The sequence below is a fragment of the Streptomyces sp. SID9727 genome (genome assembly GCF_010550605.1).
In the GTDB taxonomy this organism is placed as follows: domain Bacteria; phylum Actinomycetota; class Actinomycetes; order Streptomycetales; family Streptomycetaceae; genus Streptomyces.
The window spans coordinates 25,422-46,898 of sequence record NZ_JAAGNI010000055.1 but is presented as its reverse complement, the minus strand read 5'-3'; the positions used below and the strand labels follow the sequence as shown (position 1 = coordinate 46,898).

General features: G+C 71.6%; 16 protein-coding genes. 11 read left to right on the top strand and 5 right to left on the bottom strand.

All coding sequences use genetic code 11. From position 1 onward, the window contains the following. Positions 1-43: 43 nt before the first annotated feature. Complete coding sequence (locus tag G3I41_RS03015; protein WP_164398743.1) at positions 44-934, top strand: LysR family transcriptional regulator; 891 nt, start codon at positions 44-46, stop codon at positions 932-934. A gap of 32 nt (positions 935-966) precedes the next feature. Here the strand turns inward: G3I41_RS03015 and G3I41_RS03010 are convergent, their stop codons facing one another. The 4 genes from G3I41_RS03010 to G3I41_RS02995 form a co-directional block, all read right to left on the bottom strand. Further along, positions 967-1,686 (bottom strand): class I SAM-dependent methyltransferase, encoded by a 720-nt coding sequence (locus tag G3I41_RS03010; protein ID WP_164398742.1) that lies wholly within the window; start codon positions 1,684-1,686, stop codon positions 967-969. A gap of 97 nt (positions 1,687-1,783) precedes the next feature. Continuing rightward, positions 1,784-4,225 carry a SpoIIE family protein phosphatase gene (locus G3I41_RS03005; RefSeq protein ID WP_164398741.1) on the bottom strand — a complete coding sequence of 814 codons (2,442 nt, stop codon included), beginning with the start codon at positions 4,223-4,225 and terminating at the stop codon, positions 1,784-1,786. A 152-nt stretch (positions 4,226-4,377) separates the two neighbouring features. Then, complete coding sequence (locus G3I41_RS03000) at positions 4,378-6,837, bottom strand: MFS transporter (RefSeq protein WP_164398740.1); 2,460 nt, start codon at positions 6,835-6,837, stop codon at positions 4,378-4,380. A gap of 185 nt (positions 6,838-7,022) precedes the next feature. Then, positions 7,023-7,466 carry an SRPBCC family protein gene (locus tag G3I41_RS02995; protein WP_018100341.1) on the bottom strand — a complete coding sequence of 148 codons (444 nt, stop codon included), beginning with the start codon at positions 7,464-7,466 and terminating at the stop codon, positions 7,023-7,025. Between the two features lie 147 nt (positions 7,467-7,613). Between G3I41_RS02995 and G3I41_RS02990 the strand changes: the two genes are divergently transcribed. After that, entirely contained in the window at positions 7,614-8,660 is a 1,047-nt protein-coding gene (locus G3I41_RS02990) for an Rv2578c family radical SAM protein (RefSeq protein WP_164398739.1), read from the top strand. Between the two features lie 117 nt (positions 8,661-8,777). Next, entirely contained in the window at positions 8,778-10,355 is a 1,578-nt protein-coding gene (locus tag G3I41_RS02985; protein WP_164398738.1) for an alpha/beta hydrolase, read from the top strand. 49 nt (positions 10,356-10,404) lie between these two features. Here G3I41_RS02985 and G3I41_RS02980 read toward each other — a convergent pair whose 3' ends face one another. After that, positions 10,405-10,980, bottom strand: coding sequence for an adenylosuccinate lyase (locus G3I41_RS02980; protein WP_164398737.1), 576 nt, complete (start codon positions 10,978-10,980; stop codon positions 10,405-10,407). Positions 10,981-11,313: 333 nt separating this feature from the next. Here G3I41_RS02980 and G3I41_RS02975 point away from each other — a divergent pair, with 333 nt between their 5' ends. The 8 genes from G3I41_RS02975 to G3I41_RS02940 all read left to right on the top strand — a co-directional run bounded on the left by G3I41_RS02975 (position 11,314) and on the right by G3I41_RS02940 (position 21,328). Then, positions 11,314-13,095, top strand: a complete 1,782-nt coding sequence (locus tag G3I41_RS02975) for a 3-hydroxyacyl-CoA dehydrogenase (protein WP_164398736.1) — start codon at positions 11,314-11,316, stop codon at positions 13,093-13,095. Between the two features lie 91 nt (positions 13,096-13,186). Continuing rightward, the gene (locus G3I41_RS02970) at positions 13,187-14,002 is read left to right on the top strand and encodes a TetR family transcriptional regulator (protein WP_164398735.1); all 816 of its coding nucleotides are present in this window, start codon (positions 13,187-13,189) and stop codon (positions 14,000-14,002) included. Between the two features lie 104 nt (positions 14,003-14,106). Further along, complete coding sequence (locus G3I41_RS02965) at positions 14,107-14,862, top strand: GNAT family N-acetyltransferase (protein ID WP_239081460.1); 756 nt, start codon at positions 14,107-14,109, stop codon at positions 14,860-14,862. Between the two features lie 391 nt (positions 14,863-15,253). Further along, positions 15,254-16,615, top strand: coding sequence for a crotonyl-CoA carboxylase/reductase (gene ccrA, locus G3I41_RS02960; RefSeq protein WP_343242044.1), 1,362 nt, complete (start codon positions 15,254-15,256; stop codon positions 16,613-16,615). Between the two features lies 1 nt (position 16,616). Next, positions 16,617-18,629, top strand: a complete 2,013-nt coding sequence (locus G3I41_RS02955; protein WP_164398733.1) for a protein meaA — start codon at positions 16,617-16,619, stop codon at positions 18,627-18,629. Beyond that, the gene (locus G3I41_RS02950; protein WP_164398732.1) at positions 18,626-19,591 is read left to right on the top strand and encodes a CoA ester lyase; all 966 of its coding nucleotides are present in this window, start codon (positions 18,626-18,628) and stop codon (positions 19,589-19,591) included. Before G3I41_RS02955 ends, G3I41_RS02950 begins: the two co-directional genes overlap by 4 nt. A 1-nt stretch (position 19,592) precedes the next feature. Continuing rightward, positions 19,593-20,126 carry a MaoC family dehydratase gene (locus G3I41_RS02945; protein ID WP_164398731.1) on the top strand — a complete coding sequence of 178 codons (534 nt, stop codon included), beginning with the start codon at positions 19,593-19,595 and terminating at the stop codon, positions 20,124-20,126. Further along, positions 20,123-21,328, top strand: a complete 1,206-nt coding sequence (locus tag G3I41_RS02940; RefSeq protein WP_164398730.1) for an acyl-CoA dehydrogenase family protein — start codon at positions 20,123-20,125, stop codon at positions 21,326-21,328. The genes G3I41_RS02945 and G3I41_RS02940 overlap by 4 nt, the downstream gene beginning before the upstream one ends. Positions 21,329-21,477 lie beyond the last annotated feature (149 nt).

Sequence of the window (21,477 nt, the reverse complement as noted above, 5' to 3'; positions counted from 1 at the left end):
AACAGGAGATTCCGCTTGGATTCAGGGCCTAGAGTTCTCAATCATGGAGTTGCGCCAGCTGGAACATTTCGTGGCCGTCGCCGAGGAACGGCATTTCACCCGCGCGGCGGAACGGGTCGCCGTCTCGCAGTCCGGCCTGTCCGCCTCCGTGCGGGCGCTGGAGCAGGAGCTGCGGACCCCGCTGTTCAGCCGGACCACGCGCAGCGTACGGCTCACCGAGGCGGGGCGCGCCCTGCTCGTCGAGGCGGAGCGCACCCTGGCCGGGGTGCGGGCCGCCAAGGAGGCGGTCGACGCGGTAAGGGGGCTGCTGCGCGGAACCCTGTCGGTGGGCGTGGAGCAGTGCGTGGCCGGGCTGCGGCTGCCCCGGCTGCTCGCCGCCTTCCACCGCGCCCACCCGCACATGGACATCCGGCTGCGTCAGGAGGGCACGGCGAGGCTGGTGGACGGGGTGGCGGGCGGGCGGCTCGACATCGCGTTCGCCGCGACGGTGGACCCGGACGGCTGGCGCGGGGAGCTGGTCCCGCTGGCCCGGGAGCCCATGGTGCTGCTGTGCGCTCCGGGCCACCGGCTGGCGGCGGCGGACCGGGCGGGCTGGGCGGAGCTGGCCGGTGAGCCGTTCATCGACTTCCACCCGGACTTCGGTCCGCGCCGCGCGGCCGACGCGGCGTTCACGGCGGCCGGGACGCGGCGCACGGTGGCCCTGGAGGTGACCGACGTGCACAGCCTGCTGGAGCTGGTGCACGAGCAGCTGGGCATCGCGCTCGTGCCGCACCACTTCTCCCGCAAGCCCGAAGCGCGCGGACTCGTCGCGGTGCGGCCCGAGGGCGCCGGCGAGGCGTACTACGAGAGTGCCGTGGTGCTCCCCGAGGCGCGGGCGCTCAGCCCGGGGGCGCGGGCCCTGATGGCGCTGCTCCGGGACGAGACGGGGAGCTGAGCCCCGGGCGGCGCGCACGCCCCGGCCCGGGATCAGCCCGCGGCCAGCACGAACCACCTCGCCGGAAGGTCGATCCGGGTGCCGTCGGGGAGGTTCTCGGTCTGCGGCAGGACCGTGTCGCCGCTGTCCAGGACCGTCAGCCCGGCCGCCGCCAGCAGTTCCGGGACCTCCTCGTCGGTGGCGCTCGCCGGTTTCAGCCCGTGCTCGAAGACCCGGCGCAGCTTCGGGCCCGGCCCGCCCGGGCCCTGCGCGGCGCGTCGCAGGACGTCCTTGGAGGCGGGGGTCAGCTCGGTGACGAAGGCCCGGCCGCGCGCGCCGATGAGTGTGGCGACGGCGGCGGCGACGGCCGGGCGGGCCTCGGGGTCGCTCTGGTGGATCACCGCCCGCATGTACACGTTCGTGTCCCCGGTGCGCCCGTGCAGGGCGCGCACGGCCTCGGCGTCGGTGAGGTCGAGCCTCTCGTACGCCGCGGTCTCCCCCGGGTCCGCCTTCCGGGCGTGCTCGATCGCCGCGTGGGAGAGGTCCACGCCGATCGCGCGGGGGAAGAGGGTGGCGAGGTAGCGGGTCTGCGTGCCGCTGCCGCAGCCGAGGTCCACGACGGGCAGGGCGGCATCGGCGTACGGCAGGAGCAGCCGGCTGTGCGGCACGGCGCTCAGATCCGGGCCGGAGTCCCAGATGGCCTCGCCCGGCTCGTCCGACGTGGCCGCCCAATACCCTTCCCACGCCGCGCGGTACTGCTGTGACACACCCATGCGTACTCCCAAGTCCCGTCGTGCAGGCTCACATTCCTCAGCCAGGGACTACTGCCCCGAGGTGTCCGGGGGCAAGGGTTCGGACACGACCTCCTGGTCAGCGGGGGCGGCTGTACCGGGGCCGGGGCACCCGGGGCAGGGCCAGCTCGAACCAGACGGTCTTGCCGCGTGCCGTGCCGCTGGTGCCCCACTCCTTGGCGAGCGCGCTCACCACCATGAGGCCCCGGCCGAACTCGTCGTGGTCGGTGACACCGAGGAGCGAGGCGGGGGCCGGCTCGTCGTCGCTGACCTCGCACAGCAGCGCTCCGGTGCGGACCAGCCGGAGCCCGATGTGGTGCGTGCGGCCGTGCTTGAAGGCGTTGGTGACCAGCTCGCTGACCATCAGCTCGGCCGCCTCCACCGCGTCGGGCAGCTCCCAGTCGAGCAGTTGGCCGCGCACGAGGCGGCGGGCCCGGGAGACCTCGCGGGGGTCGAGGGCGAGCTGCCACTCGGCGACGTCCTCGTCCGCGATGCCGTTGAGCCGGGCCATCAGCAGGGCGACGTCGTCCTTGCGGCCGTCGCCGGTGTTCAGGGCGCGGATGATGGTGTCGCAGGCGTCGTTCATCGAGGCGGCCGGGTGGGCGGCGGAGGCGCAGAGCGCGGCGAGCCCGGCCCCGATGTCCTGGCCGCGCACCTCGACCAGCCCGTCCGTGCACAGGACGAGCCGGTCGCCGGGGCGGACCCGCACGGTGGCGGTCTCGAAGGCGACTCCGCCGACGCCGATGGGTGCCCCGGTCGGCAGGTCGAGCAGTTCGGCCCGGCCGTCCTCTGCGCGGACCAGGACGGGCGGGATGTGACCGGCGTTGGCGATCTGGAGCTCGCCCGCGATCGGGTCGTAGACCGCGTACAGGCAGGTCGCGAGGTACTGCTCGCCGAGGCGCTGGGCCAGGTCGTCCAGATTGCGCAGGAGCTGGGCGGGCTCCATCTCCATGGTGGCCATGGTCAGCACGGCGGTGCGCAACTGGCCCATCATCGCGGCCGAGTTGAGTCCGTGGCCCATGACGTCCCCGACCACCAGCGCGGTGCGTGAGCCGGGAAGCTTCACCGAGTCGAACCAGTCGCCGCCGATCCGCCCGAGCCGGGTGCCCGGCAGGTAGCGGGTCGCGATGTCGCAACCGGCCATGCGCGGCTCGACCTTGGGCAGCATGCTGTCCTGGAGCGTCTCCGCGACGTTCTCCTGGTACGTGTACATGCGGGCGTTGTCCAGGACGAGCCCGGCGCGCGCGGCGAGTTCGGCACCGGTGGTGCGGTCCATGTCGTCGAAGGGCTCGCGGCCGGGGCGGCGCATCAGGACCATGAAGCCGAGGACCACGTCACGGGCCTTGAGCGGCACGATGAGCAGCGAGCGGTGCGTGATCAGGGGGCGCAGGTCGCGCTTCTCGAACTCGCCGGAGATCCGGTTGCTCAGCTCCTCGCTCACGTAGGGCACGATGACCGGCTCGCCGGTGACCATGCACTGGAAGAACGGGGTGTGCTCGGGGAAGGCGATGGCCTCGCCGACGGGCACGGTGTCGTCCCAGCGGCCCGGTTCGTCGTTGTGCTCCACCCAGACGCGGTGCCAGACGGTGGTGACGTCGGGCGGTCCGTCGGGGAAGCCCTCACCGGCGAGGACGGCGGCGCGCAGATGCGTGCCGGCGAAGTCGGTGAAGCGGGGGACGGCGGCGCTGGTGACCTCGCGGATGGTGCGTTCCAGGTCGAGCGACGTGCCGATGCGGCCGCTCACCTCGTTGAGGAACTCCAGCCGTTCGCGGACCGCCGCGTATTCGAGGTCCAGCTCGGGCCGGGGCGCGGCCCGCGGCGGGACCACCGCCGCCTCCTCGCCGTACCGCTCCTCCCGCACCGACGGCCCTCCGGCGCGCTTGGGCACACCCCAGTCCGGGGTGACGGGGATGCGTTGGTGGTGGCTGAACTCCAGGACCGGGTAGCCCAGTTCGAGTACCTGGGCGACGATCCCGGTGGCCTCCTGAACACTCATGTTCGGCAGGATCTCGGGCAGCCGGGCGGACAGTTCGGAGTGGCCGGGGAAGTCGGTGTGCAGGGCGAAGCCTGGGGAGACCGTACGGGCCGCGCGGTCCTCGCCGTCCTCGGTGTCGCGCAGGTGCGCGCAGTCGGCGGCGAGCACCAGCAGCCGGGCCGGTCCGGGGCCGGCGAGCGGGTAGGCCCACCACAGCACGTCGATCCGGCCGTGCCCGGGCTCGTCGAGACGGGCCCGGCCCGACGCCGGGTAGGGGAAGTCCCCGCTGAGCGAGCTGTCGAGCGCGGGGCCCTCGTCGTACTCGGCGGGTGCGCCGTCCACGCCCAGCACACCGGACACCGGCAGCAGTTCACCCGCGGGGCAGCCGACCGCCTCCTCGCGGCTGATGCCGAAGAGTCTTCTCGCCCCGGTCGACCAGTGCGAGACGAGCCCTTCCGCATCGACCACGGCCACGGCGAGCGGCACGCGGCCCGCCGTGCCGTCACCCGGCTGTGGTGTCCTCTGCGGCGGCACACCGAGGTCCATGAGGGGAAGGCTCCTTCCTCACCGCGGCATTCCGCGGCGCGTGACTCCACGGTACGGGGATGCGCCCGGCGCCCGCGGGTCATCGGCGGAATCCCCCACGGGGTGGTGCGCCCGCGCATTCCGGGCGCACCGGCTCGTCGTTCCCGGGGAGTTCAGTCCTCGTGGCCCAGCTGGAGGTCGCGCTCGGTGCGTCCGCCGCCCGCGACCTGGAGGACCGTGGCGACGGGCGGGTAGCCGGCCGCGATCACGGTGTACTCGCCGGTGGACAGGTCCACGAAGCGGAACGCCCCGTCCGGCCCGGTGGTCACGGTGTCCACGACGTTGCCCGCCGCGTCCAGGAGCGTGACCCGGGCGTCCTCGACGGGCCGCCCGCCGGTGGCCCGGACGATCCCGCGCAGCACGGCGCCGCCGGCCAGTTCGATGTCCTGCCGGGTCTCCCGGGCCGCCTGCACGCTGACCGGCAGCGCGGCGGGCCGGAAGGCCGGGGCGGAGGCGGCGAGGGTGTACTCGCCGGCGACCAGCTCCGAGATCACGTAGCCGCCCTCACGGCCGCTGCGCGTGGAGGCGACGACCTCGCCGCGTACGTCGGTCAGCGTGACGGCCGCGTCCCGCACGGGGGCACCGTCCGCCGTGACGACGGTGCCCGCGAGCCGGCCGGCGCCGCCGAGCACCACGTCCAGCTCGACCGGGCGCTCGCCGACGGTGACGCTGACGGCCTGCGGCTGGTGGCCTCCGGCGGCGGCGATCAGGACGTACGAGCCGGCGCCCGGCACGCTGAGGGCGTACCGCCCCTCGTCGCCGCTGGCGCCCCGGCCGATCTGCTGGCCCTGGACGTCGATGAGGGTGAGGGCGGCGCGCGGCACCTTCGTACCGTCGGAGTGCTGGACGGTGCCCGAGACGGGGACACCGGAGAGGTAGCCGGCGGACGGGGCGGCCGGGTCGGTGCGGGCGGAGGGGATGGGGGTGTACTCGGTGGCGGCTTCGGGTCCTGCGGTGGTTTCGGGGCTGTGGGACACCAGCGGTTTCTCCTTGAGGAAGAAGGCGAAGAACAGGCCGAGCACGAGGACCGGCACGAGGTAGAGGAAGATCCGGGGCATCGCGTCGGCGTACGCCTGGATGTAGGCGTCCCGCAGCGCGGGCTCCATCGCGTGGACCAGTTGCGGGCTGATCGACTCCGGGTCGGGGAGGTCCGCCCCGGAGGGCAGCCGGACGGCGAGCGCGTCGGCGAGCCGCCCGGCGAACAGGGTGCCGAAGACGGCGGCGCCGACGCTGCCGCCGATCTGCCGGAAGTAGTTGTTGGCGCTGGTGGCGGTGCCCAGATCTGCGGGGCGCACGGAGTTCTGCACGGCGAGGACCAGGACCGGCATGATCAGTCCGATCCCGAGGCCCAGGACCGCCTGCGCGATGCTGTATTCGAGGCGCGGGGTATCGGTCTCCAGCCGGGACAGCAGCCACATGCCCACCGCCGAGACCGCGCTGCCCGCGATCGGATAGACGCGGTAGCGCCCGGTGCGGGAGATGAGCTGGCCCGAGACCACGGAGGCGCCGACGATGCCGCCCATCATCGGGAGCATCAGCAGCCCGGACTCGGTGGCGGTGGCCCCGTCGACCATCTGGAGGAAGGTCGGCAGATAGCTGGCCGCGCCGAACAGCGCCACGCCGACGACCGCGCCGACCAGGGCGGTCACGTTGAAGATCGAGTCGCGGAACAGCCGGAGCGGGATGATCGGTTCGGCGGCGCGCCGCTCCACGAGGAGGAACAGCAGAGTCGTTCCGGCAGCACCGGCCCCCAGTCCCAGGATGGTGCCCGAGCCCCAGGCGTACTCGGTGCCGCCCCAGCTGGTCAGCAGGACCAGGCAGGTGGAGGCGGCGGCGAGGAGGGCGGCGCCGAGGATGTCGAGCCGGGGGCGGACGGTGGGCCGGGGGAGCTTGAGGACGACGGTGATCACGGCGAGGGTGACCAGGCCGAACGGCACGTTGATGTAGAAGCACCAGCGCCAGGAGGCGTGGTCCGTGAAGAAGCCGCCGAGCAGCGGTCCGGCCACCGAGGCGAGGCCGAAGGCGGCCCCGATGAGGCCCATGAACCGGCCGCGCTCACGGGGCGGGACCACGTCCGCGATGATCGCCTGCACGCCGATCATCAGGCCGCCGCCGCCGATGCCCTGGAGCGCCCGGAAGGCGATGAGCTGGTCCATCGTGCGGGACCAGCCGGCCAGCGCGGAGCCGACGACGAAGACGATGATGGCGAACTGGAAGACGCTCTTGCGCCCGAAGAGGTCGCCGAGCTTGCCGTAGATCGGAAGACCGATGGTCGAGGCGAGCAGATAGGCGGTGACCGCCCAGGACATCTTCTCCAGGCCGTGCAGCTCACCGACGATCTTCGGGAGCGCGGTGGCGACGATCATCTGGTCGAGCGCCGCGAGCAGGAGCGTGAGCATCAGCCCGACGAAGACCAGCCGGATGCGGCGGGGGTCCGTCTCGATGCCGTCGGGCGGGCCGGCGGCGGTCTGCGTCACCGCGGGAGGCGGCGGGGGCGGGGGGGGCGCGGGCGCCGCCTCGGCGTCCCCCGGGCCGCCCGGCTCGTCCTCCAACAGTGTGATGCCACCCACCACGTGCCGCTCCCCTCGTCGCGCTGCCGCACATTTCTCGCATCAGGCGATAAGTGAGGGCAAACGCGACGGGGGGCGCCGGAGGCGCACTCAGGGGGCGTAACCCCCGGTCGGAGGCACTACGGCGCACAACCGCCCCGCCGCAAAGACCACCCGAACCGGTGAGGCCGGGCGGAGCCGACGCAGAGTCAGTTCTCCACCTCTGCGGCGAGGTTCGCCAGGAGCTCGTCGTAGATGCGGGCGAGGCCCTTGGGCGCGAAGGTCTTCTCGAAGAAACCGCCGATGCCGCCGGCACCGTTCCACACGGTCGTGACGACGGCCTTGGACCGGCCCTCGCCGGCGGGGGTGACGGTCCAGGTGGTGACCATCGAGGAATTGCGGTCCTTTTCCACGAGCTGTCCGTCGGTCGGCTCGGTGACCTCCAGCAGGCAGTCGCGCACCCGCTTACTGGTGGCCTGGAGCTTCCAGTGGACGAGAGTGCCCTCGCCGTCGCCGCCCTCGCGCACCTCGTACTCGCTGTAGTGGGCGGGGAGTACCTTGCCGCGGACGTCCTTGTAGTCGGCCAGCGCGTCGAACACCGCCTCCGCGTCCGCCGCGATGATCCGCTCCGTCGTGGCTTCGACCTGCGCCATGCCTGCTCCTCCAGCACTCGGTTCTTCGGGTGTGCCGAGCCAATCACCTTGTGTGTCCGGCTCAAAATCCGGCCGGGGACGAAGGGGAAAAAACGATCATGGGAACAAGTGTTCTATTCTCGGTCCAGAACTACCGAGGAGGCGTCCATGCGCTGGGACAATCTGGCTGAAGACCACGCCAACCACCCCACGAGCGGTACGGGTGCGCTCTTCGCCGCCGACGCGGTGACCACCCGCACCTTCGACACCCCGGAATTCCGGGGCATCACCTTCCACGAGGTCCGGGCCCGCTCGATCGTGAACCGGGTGCCCGGCGCCTCCCGGATGCCGTTCGAATGGACCGTGAACCCGTACCGGGGCTGCACGCACGCCTGCGTCTACTGCTTCGCCCGCAAGACCCACAGCTATCTCGACCTCGACACCGGCCTCGGCTTCGACTCGCAGATCGTCGTCAAGGTCAACGCCGCGGAGCTGGTCCGCCGCGAGATCGCCTCGCCGCGGTGGCACGGCGCGCACATCGCGATGGGCACGAACGTCGACTGCTATCAGCGGGCGGAGGGCCGCTACCGGCTGATGCCCGGCATCCTGAGTGCCCTGCGCGACCACGCGAACCCGTTCTCGATCCTGACGAAGGGCACGCTGATCCTGCGCGACCTGGAGCTGCTGCGCCAGGCCGCCGAGGTCACCGAGGTCGGCGTCTCGGTCTCGGTCGGGTTCACCGACCAAGAGCTGTGGCGGACGGTGGAGCCCGGCACCCCCTCGCCGGAGCGCCGCCTCGATGTCGTGCGGAGGCTGAGCGAGGTGGGCATCGGCTGCGGGGTGCTGATGGCACCGGTCATCCCGCACCTCGGCGACAGCCCCGAACAGCTGCGGGCCACCGTCCGCGCGATCGCCGCCGCCGGCGCGACGTCGGTGACCCCGCTCGTCCTGCACCTGCGCCCCGGCGCCCGGGAGTGGTTCATGGAGTGGCTGGGCCACCACCACCCGCATCTCGTACGGCGTTACGAGCGGCTGTACGCGGACGGCGCCTACGCGCCGACCTGGTACCAGCGGCGCATCACCCGGTACGTGCACGAACTGGCGGCCGAGTACGGGATCGGGCCCGCGCACCGCGGCGCGGCCCGCAAGCTCCCCCGGCGCGAGCCGCGTCCGCCGCTCGACGGTTCCGAACCCACCCAGCTGACCCTGCTCTGAGCGGGAGCGCAAACGGGTCATCTCTCGCCAGAACGGGTCCTTCCGGCGCCGATTGCGGGGAACATGCGGCGGGGGCTGCGTCCCGCGCAGCCGTGTTCCCCCATCCCGGGAGGCCATATGACGAACCGTTCCGTACTGCTGCTCGCCGTCGGGGCGACGGTCGCCGGTCTGGTGACCGCCGCGCCGGCCACGGCGGACCCCACGACCCCGCGTGCCGCACCGCTCGCCTGGAAGGACTGCGGGACGGAGTCCTCGCCGACGCTCCAGTGCGCGACGGTACGCTCCCCGCTCGACCACGACGACCCGGCGGGCCGCCAGGTCACCCTGGCCCTGACACGCGTGCCCCACACCTCGAAGACCTTCCAGGGCCCGCTGCTGGTGAACCCGGGCGGGCCCGGCGGCAGCGGCCTGTCGATGGCCCCCTTCGTCGCCGCCTCGCTGCCGAAGGCGGTCGCCTCGCAGTACGACGTGATCGGCTTCGACCCGCGCGGCGTCGGGAAGAGCCGCCCGGCCCTGGACTGCCTGCCCGGGTACTTCGACCCGGTCAGGCCCGACCCCGTACCGCAGTCCCTCGGCGGCGAGCGGGTCAACCGCAACCGCTCCCGTGACTTCGCGGCGGCCTGCGGCGAGAAGTACCCGGACCTCCTCCCGTACATGGACACGGTGAGCGCGGCCAAGGACCTGGACGTGATCCGGCGCGCGACCGGGGCGCGGCAGCTCAACTACTTCGGCTACTCCTACGGCACCTACCTCGGCGCGGTGTACGCGAAGCTCTTCCCGGAGCGCGTCCGGCGCCTGGTCCTCGACTCGAACGTGGACCCCGAGGGCGTCTGGTACGAGGACAACATCACCCAGGACTACGCGTTCGACACCCGGCACAAGGCGTTCGCCGCCTGGGTCGCGACGTACGACGCCACCTACCGCCTGGGCGGCGACCCGGCGGAGGTCGAGGCCGCCTGGTACCGGATGCGGGACGCGGTGAAGAAGCGTCCGGCGGGCGGGAAGGTCGGCGCGGGCGAACTGGACGACACCTTCCTGCCGGGCGGCTACTACAACGGCTACTGGCCCGTGCTGGCGGAGGCGTTCGCCGCGTACGCCAACGACAAGGACGAGAAGCCGCTCGTCGCGGCGTTCGAACGGTTCGGCGCCGTGGACGCGGAGGGCGACAACGGGTACGCGGTCTACACGGCCGTGCAGTGCCGGGACGCCGCCTGGCCGCGCGACTGGAACACCTGGCGCGGTGACACCTGGCGGGTGCACGCGAAGGCGCCGTTCATGGCCTGGGGCAACACCTGGTACAACGCGCCGTGCGCCGACTGGCCGGTGGAGCCGCTGAACCCGGTTCGGGTCTCCAACCACGCCCTGCCGCCGGCGCTCCTCTTCCAGGCGACGGACGACGCGGCCACCCCGTACGAGGGCGGAGTCACCCTGCACCGCAAGCTGCGCGGCTCACGCCTGGTGGTCGAGCAGGGCGGCGGCAACCATGGGATCACGCTGAGCGGCAACGCCTGCCTGGACCGCTACCTGACGGACTACCTGGCGAAGGGCACCGTGCCCCGAGCCGGCCGGGGCGACGTGGACGCGGTCTGCGCGAAGACGCCCGACCCGGAGCCGGAGACCGCCAAGTCGGCCCGGCCGGCGGTGCGCCCGGACCAGGGCAGCGCGCTTCACGGGCTGCTGGGGTTCCGGGGCTGAGACAGGGCACCGAGGGGCGCACGCGGAACAATCGCGTGCGCCCCTCCGCTCATCCCGCCGGCAGCCGGCCCAGCGCCTCCCGGGCCGCCGCCGCCAGCCGGGGCCGGGGCAGCGCCGCCTCCAGGACCGGGCGGGCGCGGGCGTCCCCCAGGGAACCCAGGCCCTCCACGCAGGCCAGCGCGACGCGCCAGTGCGGTTCGTCCGGGGTGAGCAGGCCGGTCAGGGTCTCGATCAAAGCGGGTACGGACTCCGGGGCGTTCAGGGCGGTGAGCAGGCGGACCGGGTGGAGGGCGTAGGCGGTGCGCAGGGAGTTGGTGGCGAGGGCGGCGGCGGCGCGCGGGGTGCGGGGGTCGGCGAGGCGGGCCAGCGCGTGGGCGGCGCTGACGCAGCGGTCGGGGTCGCGGTGGTTGAGCAGGAGCACCAGGGGCTCGAAGGCGCGGGGGTCGCCGGCGCAGCCCAGCCGGAACGCGGCGATCTCGCGCGCCCAGAGGGGGCGTTCGCGCTCGACCAGCACCCGCGCCAGTTCCTCGTCGTCCCCGGTGGCGAGCAGGGCGCGGTAGGCCGCCGATTCCCCCGCCTCGTCGGCCAGCCGGTGCGCGAGCGACCGGAACTCCTCGTCATCCATGACCGTCAGCGTAACGGCGGACACGCTGCGTATCGACGGCCCCCGGGAATGTGGTGCGGGCCACAACTGGCCAGGGCTGGCGCGCTCGTTACTCACTGGTTAAGCTCAGTTGAGCGGGACATGCTCCCGTCGCTCCGATGGCCTGGTGACGCAGCCGTCCGGAGTGTCGTCGGTTCGGCAGCTGTACGAGACGCGGCCCCGGGACAGGGTCCGTGTTCCCTTCCGGTCCCGTGCGTGGATCACGCCCGGTGGTCGACCACCACGACAGGCACCTCCCGCGCGCCGTGCGCGCCGTGCGTTCTCCCAGTCGTCACTCACCCCTGGAGTCCCGTGATGGACACCCCTCTCTCCACCATCGCCGTCGTCGGCCTCGGCACGATGGGCACCGGAATCGCCGAGGTCCTGGCCCGCTCCGGCCGCGAGGTCATCGGCATCGACACCGACGAGGCCGCCGCGCGCCGCGCCGTCGCCTCGCTGGAGGCGTCCACCGCCCGCGCCGTGGAGCGCGGGCGGATCACCGAGGAGGAGCGGCGCGACGCGCTCGCCCGCTTCCGTACGTTCTCCGGCCTCCAGGCCGCCGCCGACGCGGAGCTGGTCATCGAGGTCGTGCCGGAGTCGTACGAGATCAAGCAGCAGGTCTTCCGGGAGCTCGACGCGATCGTCTCCCCCGCCACGATCCTCGCGACCGGCACCAACGCCCTGTCGGTGACCCGTCTCGCGGCCGAGTCGCAACGCCCGGAGCGGGTGCTCGGCCTGCACTTCTTCAACCCGGCGCCGGCGATGAAGCTGGTCGAGGTGGTCTCCTCGGTGCTGACGGCCCCGCCCGCCGTGGAGGCGGTCACCGCGCTGGCCCGTCTGCTGGGCAAGGAGCCGGTGGCCATCGGCGACCGGCCCGGCTTCGTCGCGGACGGCCTGCTGTTCGGCTATCTCAACCAGGCCGCCGCGATGTACGAGGCGAACTACGCCACCCGCGAGGACATCGACGCCGCGATGAAGCTGGGCTGCGGCCTGCCCATGGGTCCGCTGGCGCTGCTGGACCTGATCGGCATCGACACGGCCCGCACGGTGCTGGAGGCGATGTACTCCTCCTCGCACGACCGCCTGCACGCCCCCGCGCCCGTCCTCGGCCAGCTCGCCTCCGCCGGTCTGACCGGCCGCAAGGCGGGCCGCGGCTTCTACACCTACGCCGAACCGGGCAGCCAGACCGTGGTGCCGGACGCCCTGACGCCGGCGCCGCGCGGTACGGAGGCCGCCGGGCGCACCGTGCGGTCGGTGGGTGTCGCGGGCTCCGGGACGATGGCCTCGGGGATCGCGGAGGTCTTCGCCAAGGCGGGTTACGACGTGGTGCTCGCCGCGCGCGGCCAGGAGAAGGCGGACCTCGCCAAGGCCCGGATCGCCACGTCGCTGGACCGGTCGGTCGCCAAGGGGCGGCTGAGCGGGCAGGCCCGCGACGAGGCGCTGGGCCGGATCGCCGCGGCGGCCTCGCTGGACGCCTTCGCGGAGGTGGACCTGGCCGTGGAGGCGGTCGCCGAGGACCTGCTGGTCAAGCAGGAGCTGTTCGCCACGCTGGACAAGGTGTGCCGGCCGGGCGCGGTGCTGGCCACGACGACGTCCTCACTGCCGGTCGTCGCCATCGCGCGGGCCACCGGGCGGCCCGAGGACGTCGTCGGGATGCACTTCTTCAACCCGGCGCCCGCGATGAAGCTGGTCGAGGTCGTGCGTACGGTGCTCACCGCCGACGAGGTGCACGCCACGGTCCACGAGGTGTGCCACGCGGTCCGCAAGCACCCGGTGGACTGCGGGGACCGGGCCGGCTTCATCGTGAACGCGCTGCTGTTCCCGTACCTCAACAACGCCATCAAGATGGTCGAGGAGCACTACGCGTCCCTCGACGACATCGACGCCGCGATGAGGCTGGGCGGCGGCTACCCGATGGGCCCGTTCGAGCTGCTGGACGTGGTCGGGCTCGATGTCTCGCTGGCCATCGAGAAGGTGCTGCACAACGAGTTCCGCGATCCGGGCCTGGCGCCCGCCCCGCTCCTGGAGCACCTGGTGGCCGCGGGCTGCCTCGGCCGCAAGACGGGGCGCGGTTTCCGCGAGTATGCCCGGCGCTGACGCGGGCGCCGGCTGGGGCGGGCTGCTCGGGCCTCCGGGCGGCCCGCCCCCGCAGGCGCGCTCCCCCGCCCCCATGCAGTACGTTCACACCATGTCCCAGCCCGCCAGGTCCACCCGTGTGTCCGCCGCGCCCGACGTCCCGGAGAGTGCCGCGGGCACCCGTGCCGCCGCCCAGCGGCTCAAAATGCGCCGCGAGCTGGCCGCCGCGGCGATGGAACTCTTCGCGACGAAGGGGTACGAGGCGACCACGGTCGATGAGATCGCCGGGGCGGCGGGCGTGGCCCGGCGGACCTTCTTCCGCCACTTCCGCTCCAAGGAAGAGGCGATCTTCCCGGACCACGACGACACCCTGGTGCGGGCCGAGGCCGTCCTCAACGCGGCCCCCGCGCACGAGCATCCGCTCGACACGGTGTGCCGCGGCATCAAGGAAGTCATGAAGATGTACGCGGCCAAGCCCGCGGTCTCCGTGGCCCGTTACAAGCTGACCCGAGAGGTGCCGACCCTGCGCCAGGCGGAGATCGCCTCGGTGGCCCGCTACGAGCGGCTGTTCACGCGCTATCTGCTGGGCCACTTCGACGAGCGCGACCAGCATCCCGGCAACGACGACCCGTTGCTGGCCGAGGTCGCCGCGTCCGCCGTCGTCACCGCGCACAACCATGTGCTGCGCCGCTGGCTGCGGGCGGACGGGCAGGGCGATGTGGAGGCGCAGCTCGACCAGGCGTTCGCCATCGTGCGCGACACCTTCGGTACGGGTATCGGCGCGGGCCGCACGGCGGGCGCCGAGCCCGCTCAGCCGCCGGCCGCCTCGGTGGAGACCCAGGGCGAGGTGCTGGTCGCGGTGGCGCGTACGGACGCGCCGCTGGACGAGGTCATGCGGACGATCCAGCAGGCCCTCAAGGAGCGCTGAGCGGGAATCCGTTTGCCGGGCGGGCCCCCCGGTGCTGTGGTGTGCGGATGAACGATCATGTGACATCCGAATCCGCCCGCCTCCTCGCCCTCTACGACCGGGTCATGCGTGAGGGCGCCCGCCCCGAGAGCCCCGGGGCCCGCGTCGAACGCGTGGGGGACGTCGTCCGGCACGAGGGCGCGGCGCACGACTGGCACGGGGTGGTGTGGTCGGCGCCGGACCTGGACGCCGCACGCGCGGACGCGGCGATCGCGGAGCAGGTGGCGCACTGCGAGCGGGCGGGCTGCGCGGAGTTCGAGTGGAAGCTCTACGGGCACGACCGGCCCGCCGACCTGGGCGCGCGGCTGCTGGCGGCCGGCTTCGAGGCCGAGGAGCCGGAGACGCTGCTGGTGGCGCGGGTGGCGGAGCTCGCCGCGGAGGTGCGGCTGCCGGAGGGCGTCCGGCTGGAGGAGGTGCGGGACGAGGCGGGCGCGGAGCTGATGGCGCGCGCCAATGAGCGGGCCTTCGGCCGGGACGGGTCATGGCTGCGCCGGCTGGTCCTGGAGCGGCTGCGGGAGGACCCGGAGCATTTCGTGGCGCTGGTCGCCCTGGCGGGCGACGAACCGGTCAGCTCCGCCCGGATGGACTTGTACCCGGGCACGGGGTTCGCGGGGCTGTGGGGCGGCGGCACGGACCCCGCCTGGCGCGGGCGGGGCGTCTACCGGGCGCTGGTGGCCTTCCGGGCTGGCGTGGCGGCGGAGCGGGGCTACGACCACCTCCAGGTCGACGCCACCGAGGACAGCCGCCCGATCCTGGAGCGCCTCGGCTTCACGGCACTGACCAGCACGACTCCGTACGTCTACCGCCCCACGCGCCCCTGACCGGCCATACCGGGGCGTCTTCGTACATACCGCCGCCCGTGTTGCTCATGCGTGGCGACCGGCTGACAATTGAGGGAAATTACTGGCACCGAGTGCCTTGTCAGCTGTCACGCAGTGCCATACGTTGAAGGCATCCGGGCGGCCGGCGTGCTGGCAACTCACGTACGCCGGCTGTCCCCGCAAGCCACCGCGTTTGCGCGCCCGGGCGCCTGCGTCACCAGGCGAACCTTCTGCTCCACCGAGCAAGCAGCCGAGCACCACCCCCGCCGAACCGACGGCACACCTCCAGACCAGTCCCCCTGTTCGCAGGGACCCTCAGCGTTCCCTCAACGCCTTCCCCGAGCTCTCGGCTTCGCCGGAGCAGGGGATACCCCATCCGCCGGAGGCACCCGTGAAGGAAATCCTGGACGCGATCCAGTCGCAGACCGAAGCGAAGGGCGGCTCCGCCGCGCCCACCGCCGCCGACTTCGCGGCGCTGCCCGTCCCCGAGTCGTACCGCGCGGTCACCGTCCACAAGGACGAGGCCGAGATGTTCGCCGGAGTCGACAGCCGCGACAAGGACCCGCGCAAGTCGCTCCACGTGGAGGACGTGCCGGTGCCGGAACTCGGTCCGGGCGAGGCCCTGGTCGCCGTCATGGCCAGCTCGGTGAACTACAACTCCGTCTGGACCTCGATCTTCGAACCGGTCTCCACCTTCGGCTTCCTGGAGCGGTACGGCCGGGTCAGCGAGCTCACCAAGCGCCACGACCTGCCGTACCACGTGATCGGTTCCGACCTGGCGGGCGTCGTCCTGCGCACCGGCCCGGGCGTCAACGCCTGGAAGCCCGGTGACGAGGTCGTCGCGCACTGCCTCTCCGTGGAGCTGGAGTCGTCCGACGGCCACAACGACACGATGCTCGACCCGGAGCAGCGGATCTGGGGCTTCGAGACCAACTTCGGCGGCCTGGCAGAGCTCGCACTCGTCAAGTCCAACCAGCTCATGCCGAAGCCCGGTCACCTCAGCTGGGAGGAGGCCGCGGCTCCCGGGCTCGTCAACTCCACCGCGTACCGCCAGCTCGTCTCGCGCAACGGCGCCGGCATGAAGCAGGGCGACAACGTGCTGATCTGGGGCGCCAGCGGCGGACTCGGCTCGTACGCCACGCAGTTCGCGCTGGCCGGCGGCGCCAACCCGATCTGCGTCGTCTCCAGCGAGCAGAAGGCGGAGATCTGCCGGAAGATGGGCGCCGAGGCGATCATCGACCGCAACGCCGAGGGCTACAGGTTCTGGCAGGACGAGCAGAACCAGGACCCGCGCGAGTGGAAGCGGTTCGGCAAGCGCATCCGTGAACTGACCGGCGGCGAGGACGTGGACATCGTCTTCGAGCACCCCGGCCGCGAGACGTTCGGCGCGAGCGTCTACGTCACCCGCAAGGGCGGCACCATCGTCACCTGCGCCTCGACCTCGGGCTACAACCACGAGTACGACAACCGCTACCTGTGGATGTCGCTCAAGCGCATCATCGGCTCCCACTTCGCCAACTACCGCGAGGCGTGGGAGGCCAACCGCCTGATCGCCAAGGGCAAGATCCACCCGACGCTCTCCAAGGTCTACTCGCTGGAGGAGACCGGCCAGGCCGCCCACGACGTGCACCGCAACGCCCACCAGGGCAAGGTCGGCGTCCTGGCGCTGGCCCCGCGCGAGGGCATGGGCGTGCGCGACCAGGAGATGCGCGAGACGCACCTGGACGCCATCAACCGCTTCAGGAACGTCTGACATGAGTGGCCGCCAGAAGGACCGCCCCTGGCTCATGCGGACGTACGCGGGCCACTCCACGGCCGAGGCGTCCAACGAGCTCTACCGGCGCAACCTCGCCAAGGGCCAGACGGGTCTGTCGGTCGCCTTCGACCTGCCGACCCAGACCGGGTACGACCCCGACCACGTCCTGGCGCGCGGCGAGGTCGGCCGGGTCGGTGTGCCCGTGTCGCACCTCGGTGACATGCGGCGGCTGTTCCAGGACATCCCCCTGGAGCAGATGAACACCTCGATGACGATCAACGCCACCGCCATGTGGCTGCTGGCGCTCTACCAGGTCGTCGCGGAGGAGCAGGGCGCCGACCCCGGCAAGCTCCAGGGCACCACGCAGAACGACATCGTCAAGGAGTACCTGTCGCGCGGGACGCACGTCTTCCCGCCCGGGCCCTCGCTGCGGCTGACCACCGACATGATCACGTACACGGTCAACCGCATCCCCAAGTGGAACCCGATCAACATCTGCAGCTACCACCTCCAGGAGGCGGGAGCCACCCCGGTCCAGGAGATCGCGTACGCGATGTCGACGGCCATCGCCGTCCTCGACGCCGTACGCGCCTCCGGGCAGGTGCCCGAGGAGAAGTTCGGGGCCGTCGTCGCGCGGATCTCGTTCTTCGTGAACGCGGGCGTCCGCTTCATCGAGGAGATGTGCAAGATGCGCGCCTTCGGCCGCATCTGGGACCGGGTCACGCGTGAGCGCTACGGCATCACGGACGCCAAGCAGCGCCGCTTCCGCTACGGCGTCCAGGTCAACTCGCTCGGCCTGACCGAGGCCCAGCCGGAGAACAACGTCCAGCGCATCGTGCTCGAGATGCTGGCCGTGACCCTCTCCAAGGACGCCCGGGCCCGCGCGGTCCAGCTGCCCGCCTGGAACGAGGCGCTGGGACTCCCCCGGCCCTGGGACCAGCAGTGGTCGCTGCGCATCCAGCAGGTCCTGGCGCACGAGAGCGACCTGCTGGAGTACGAGGACATCTTCGCCGGTTCGCACGTCATCGAGGCCAAGGTGGACGCGCTGGTCGCCGACTCGCTGGCCGAGATGGACCGGATCGAGCAGATGGGCGGCGCCATGGCCGCCGTCGAGTCCGGCTACCTCAAGTCCGAGCTGGTCTCCTCGCACGCCGACCGGCGGGCCCGGATCGAGGCCGGCGACGAGAAGATCGTCGGCGTCAACGTCTACGAGACGACCGAGCCCAACCCTCTGACCGCCGACCTCGACGGGGCGATCATGACGGTCGACCCGGCGAACGAGGCCAAGGTCGTCGCCGCGCTCCACGCGTGGCGCGACAACCGCGACGAGCCCCGGGCCACCGAGGCGCTGGCCGCGCTGAAGAAGGCCGCCGCCGGTACCGGGAACCTGATGGAGGCGACCGTCGAGTGCGCCCGTGCCGGGGTGACCACCGGCGAGTGGTCCTGGGCGCTGCGCGACGTGTTCGGCGAGTTCCGGGCGCCGACCGGGGTGTCGTCCGCCCCGGTGGCGGTCACCGCCGAGGAGGGCTCGCCGCTCGCCCTCGTACGCGAGAAGACCGCGCGGACCGCCGAGGACCTGGGCGCCGGGCGGCTGCGGCTGCTCGTCGGCAAGCCCGGCCTGGACGGGCACTCCAACGGCGCCGAGCAGATCGCGGTGCGGGCCAGGGACGCCGGCTTCGAGGTCGTCTACCAGGGCATCCGCCTGACGCCCGAGCAGATCGTCTCGGCGGCCGTCGCCGAGGACGTGCACTGCGTCGGCCTGTCCATCCTGTCCGGCTCGCACGCCGAGCTGGTGCCGGACGTGCTGACCCGGCTGCGCCGCACCGGGGCCGGTGACATCCCGGTCATCGCCGGCGGCATCATTCCCCCGGCCGACGCCGAGGCCCTGATCAGGGCCGGTGTCGCCGCCGTGTTCACCCCGAAGGACTTCGGCATCACGGAGATCATCGGCCGTATCGTCGACGAGATCCGGAAAGCGAACAAGCTCGACCCTCTGGAGGTCCCCGCATGACCACCCCCGTCAACCGACTGCGCCCCCGCCGCTCGTGTCTGGCCGTGCCCGGCTCGAACCCCCGGTTCCTGGAGAAGGCCCAGGGCCTCCCGGCCGACCAGGTGTTCCTGGACCTGGAGGACGCCTGCGCGCCGCTCGCCAAGGAGGGCGCCCGCCACCACATCGTGGACGCCCTGAACAACGGCGACTGGACGGGCAAGACCCGGGTGGTCCGGGTCAACGACTGGACGACGCACTGGACGTACCGCGACGTGATCACGGTGGTCGAGGGCGCCGGGCCGAACCTGGACTGCATCATGCTGCCGAAGGTCCAGGACGCCCAGCAGGTCGTCGCGCTGGACCTGCTGCTGACCCAGATCGAGAAGACCATGGGCTTCGAGGTCGGCCGCATCGGCATCGAGGCGCAGATCGAGAACGCCAAGGGCCTCGTCAACATCGACGAGATCGGCGCCGCCTCGCCCCGCCTGGAGACGCTGATCTTCGGCCCGGCCGACTTCATGGCGTCGATCAACATGAAGACCCTGGTCGTCGGCCAGCAGCCGCCCGGCTACCCGGCGGACGCGTACCACTACATTCTGATGCGCATCCTGATGGCGGCCCGGACGCACGACCTCCAGGCGATCGACGGGCCCTTCCTGCAGATCCGCGACGTGGACGCCTACCGCGAGGTGGCGGGCCGGGCGGCGGCGCTCGGCTTCGACGGCAAGTGGGTGCTGCACCCCGGCCAGGTCGACGCGGCGAACGAGGTGTTCTCGCCCTCGCAGGAGGACTACGACCACGCCGAGCTGATCCTGGACGCCTACGACTGGTGCACCTCCGAGGAGGGCGGCAAGAAGGGCTCGGCGATGCTCGGCGACGAGATGATCGACGAGGCCAGCCGCAAGATGGCCCTGGTCGTCGCGGGCAAGGGCCGGGCGGCCGGCATGCAGCGCACCTCCAAGTTCGAAGCCCCGGAGGCCTGATATGCAGTTCGGGCGCACGTACGAGGAATTCGAGGTCGGTGCGGTCTACAAGCACTGGCCCGGCAAGACCGTCACCGAATACGACGACCACCTCTTCTGCCTGCTGACCATGAATCATCACCCGCTGCACATGGACAGCAACTATGCGGAGAGCACAACCGATTTCGGCAAGAACGTCGTCGTCGGCAACTACATCTACTCGCTGCTCCTCGGCATGTCGGTGCCGGACGTCTCCGGAAAGGCCATCGCCAACCTGGAGATCGAGTCGCTGAAGCACGTGGCGCCCACCTTCCACGGCGACACCCTCTACGGCGAGACGACGGTCCTGGACAAGACGCCGTCGCGCTCCAGGAACGACCGCGGAATCGTCTACGTCGAGACCAAGGGCTACAAGCAGGACGGCACGCTCGTCTGCGTGTTCCGCCGCAAGGTCATGGTCCCCACCGAGACGTACATCAAGGAGCGGGGCGGGGAGCAGCCCGGCCGCCCGGAGCTCAGCCAGCCTTCGCAGAAGAACGTGGAGAAGCAGTCATGACGCGACTCGCCCAGACGGCCGGGCTCACCGAGGTCCAGCAGGAGATCCTTTCGACGGTCAGGGACTTTGTCGACAAGGAGATCATTCCGGTCGCGACGCGGCTGGAGCACCGCGACGAGTACCCCGCCGAGATCGTCGAGGGGCTGAAGGAACTCGGCCTGTTCGGGCTGATGATCCCCGAGGAGTACGGCGGTCTGGGCGAGTCACTGCTCACGTACGCGCTGTGCGTGGAGGAGATCGCCCGGGGCTGGATGAGCGTCTCGGGCATCATCAACACGCACTTCATCGTGGCGTACATGCTCAAGCAGCACGGCACACAGGAGCAGAAGGACACCTTCCTGCCGCGCATGGCGCTGGGCGAGGTGCGGGGCGCCTTCTCGATGTCGGAGCCGGCGCTCGGCTCGGACGTCTCGGCGATCAGCTCCAAGGGCGTCAGGGACGGCGAGGAGTACGTCCTGAACGGCCAGAAGATGTGGCTGACGAACGGCGGCACGTCGTCGCTCGTCGCCGTCCTGTGCCGCAGTGACGAAGGACACCCCGAGGGCACCGCGCCGCACAAGTCGATGACGACGTTCCTGGTCGAGAAGGAACCGGGCTTCGGCGAGGTCCGGCCCGGGCTCACGATCCCCGGAAAGATCGACAAGATGGGTTACAAGGGGGTCGATACCACCGAGCTCATCATGGACGGACTGCGAGTTCCGGCCAATCGCGTACTGGGGGGCGCCACCGGCCGAGGGTTTTACCAAATGATGGACGGAGTCGAGGTCGGCCGGGTCAATGTGGCCGCCCGTGGCTGCGGCGTCGCACAGCGTGCATTCGAACTGGGCGTTTCCTACGCACAGCAGCGCCAGACCTTCGGAAAGCCCATCGCGCAGCACCAGGCGATCCAGTTCAAGCTGGCCGAAATGGCCACCAAGGTCGAGGCCGCCCATGCGATGATGGTAAACGCGGCACGCAAAAAGGACTCCGGGGAGCGAAACGACCTGGAGGCAGGGATGGCGAAGTACCTCGCCTCCGAGTACTGCAAGGAAGTCGTCGAGGACGCCTTCCGTATCCACGGCGGCTACGGCTTCTCCAAGGAGTACGAGATCGAGCGCCTCTACCGCGAGGCCCCGATGCTGCTGATCGGTGAAGGTACCGCCGAGATCCAGAAAATGATCATCGGGCGCCGGCTCCTCGAGGAGTACCGTTTCCAGGGCTGATCGTCCCTTTCGCGGTGATTTGGCCGCGAAGAAGATCACACCCTGTCATCCTCAACCGGTGCCTTCCAGACGTCCGACTCGGCTGCTGGCTTGCCCAGTTGCGGCCAGCAACCGATAACATCGCCGGAAAAGCCGCCGTCCCCCGTTGC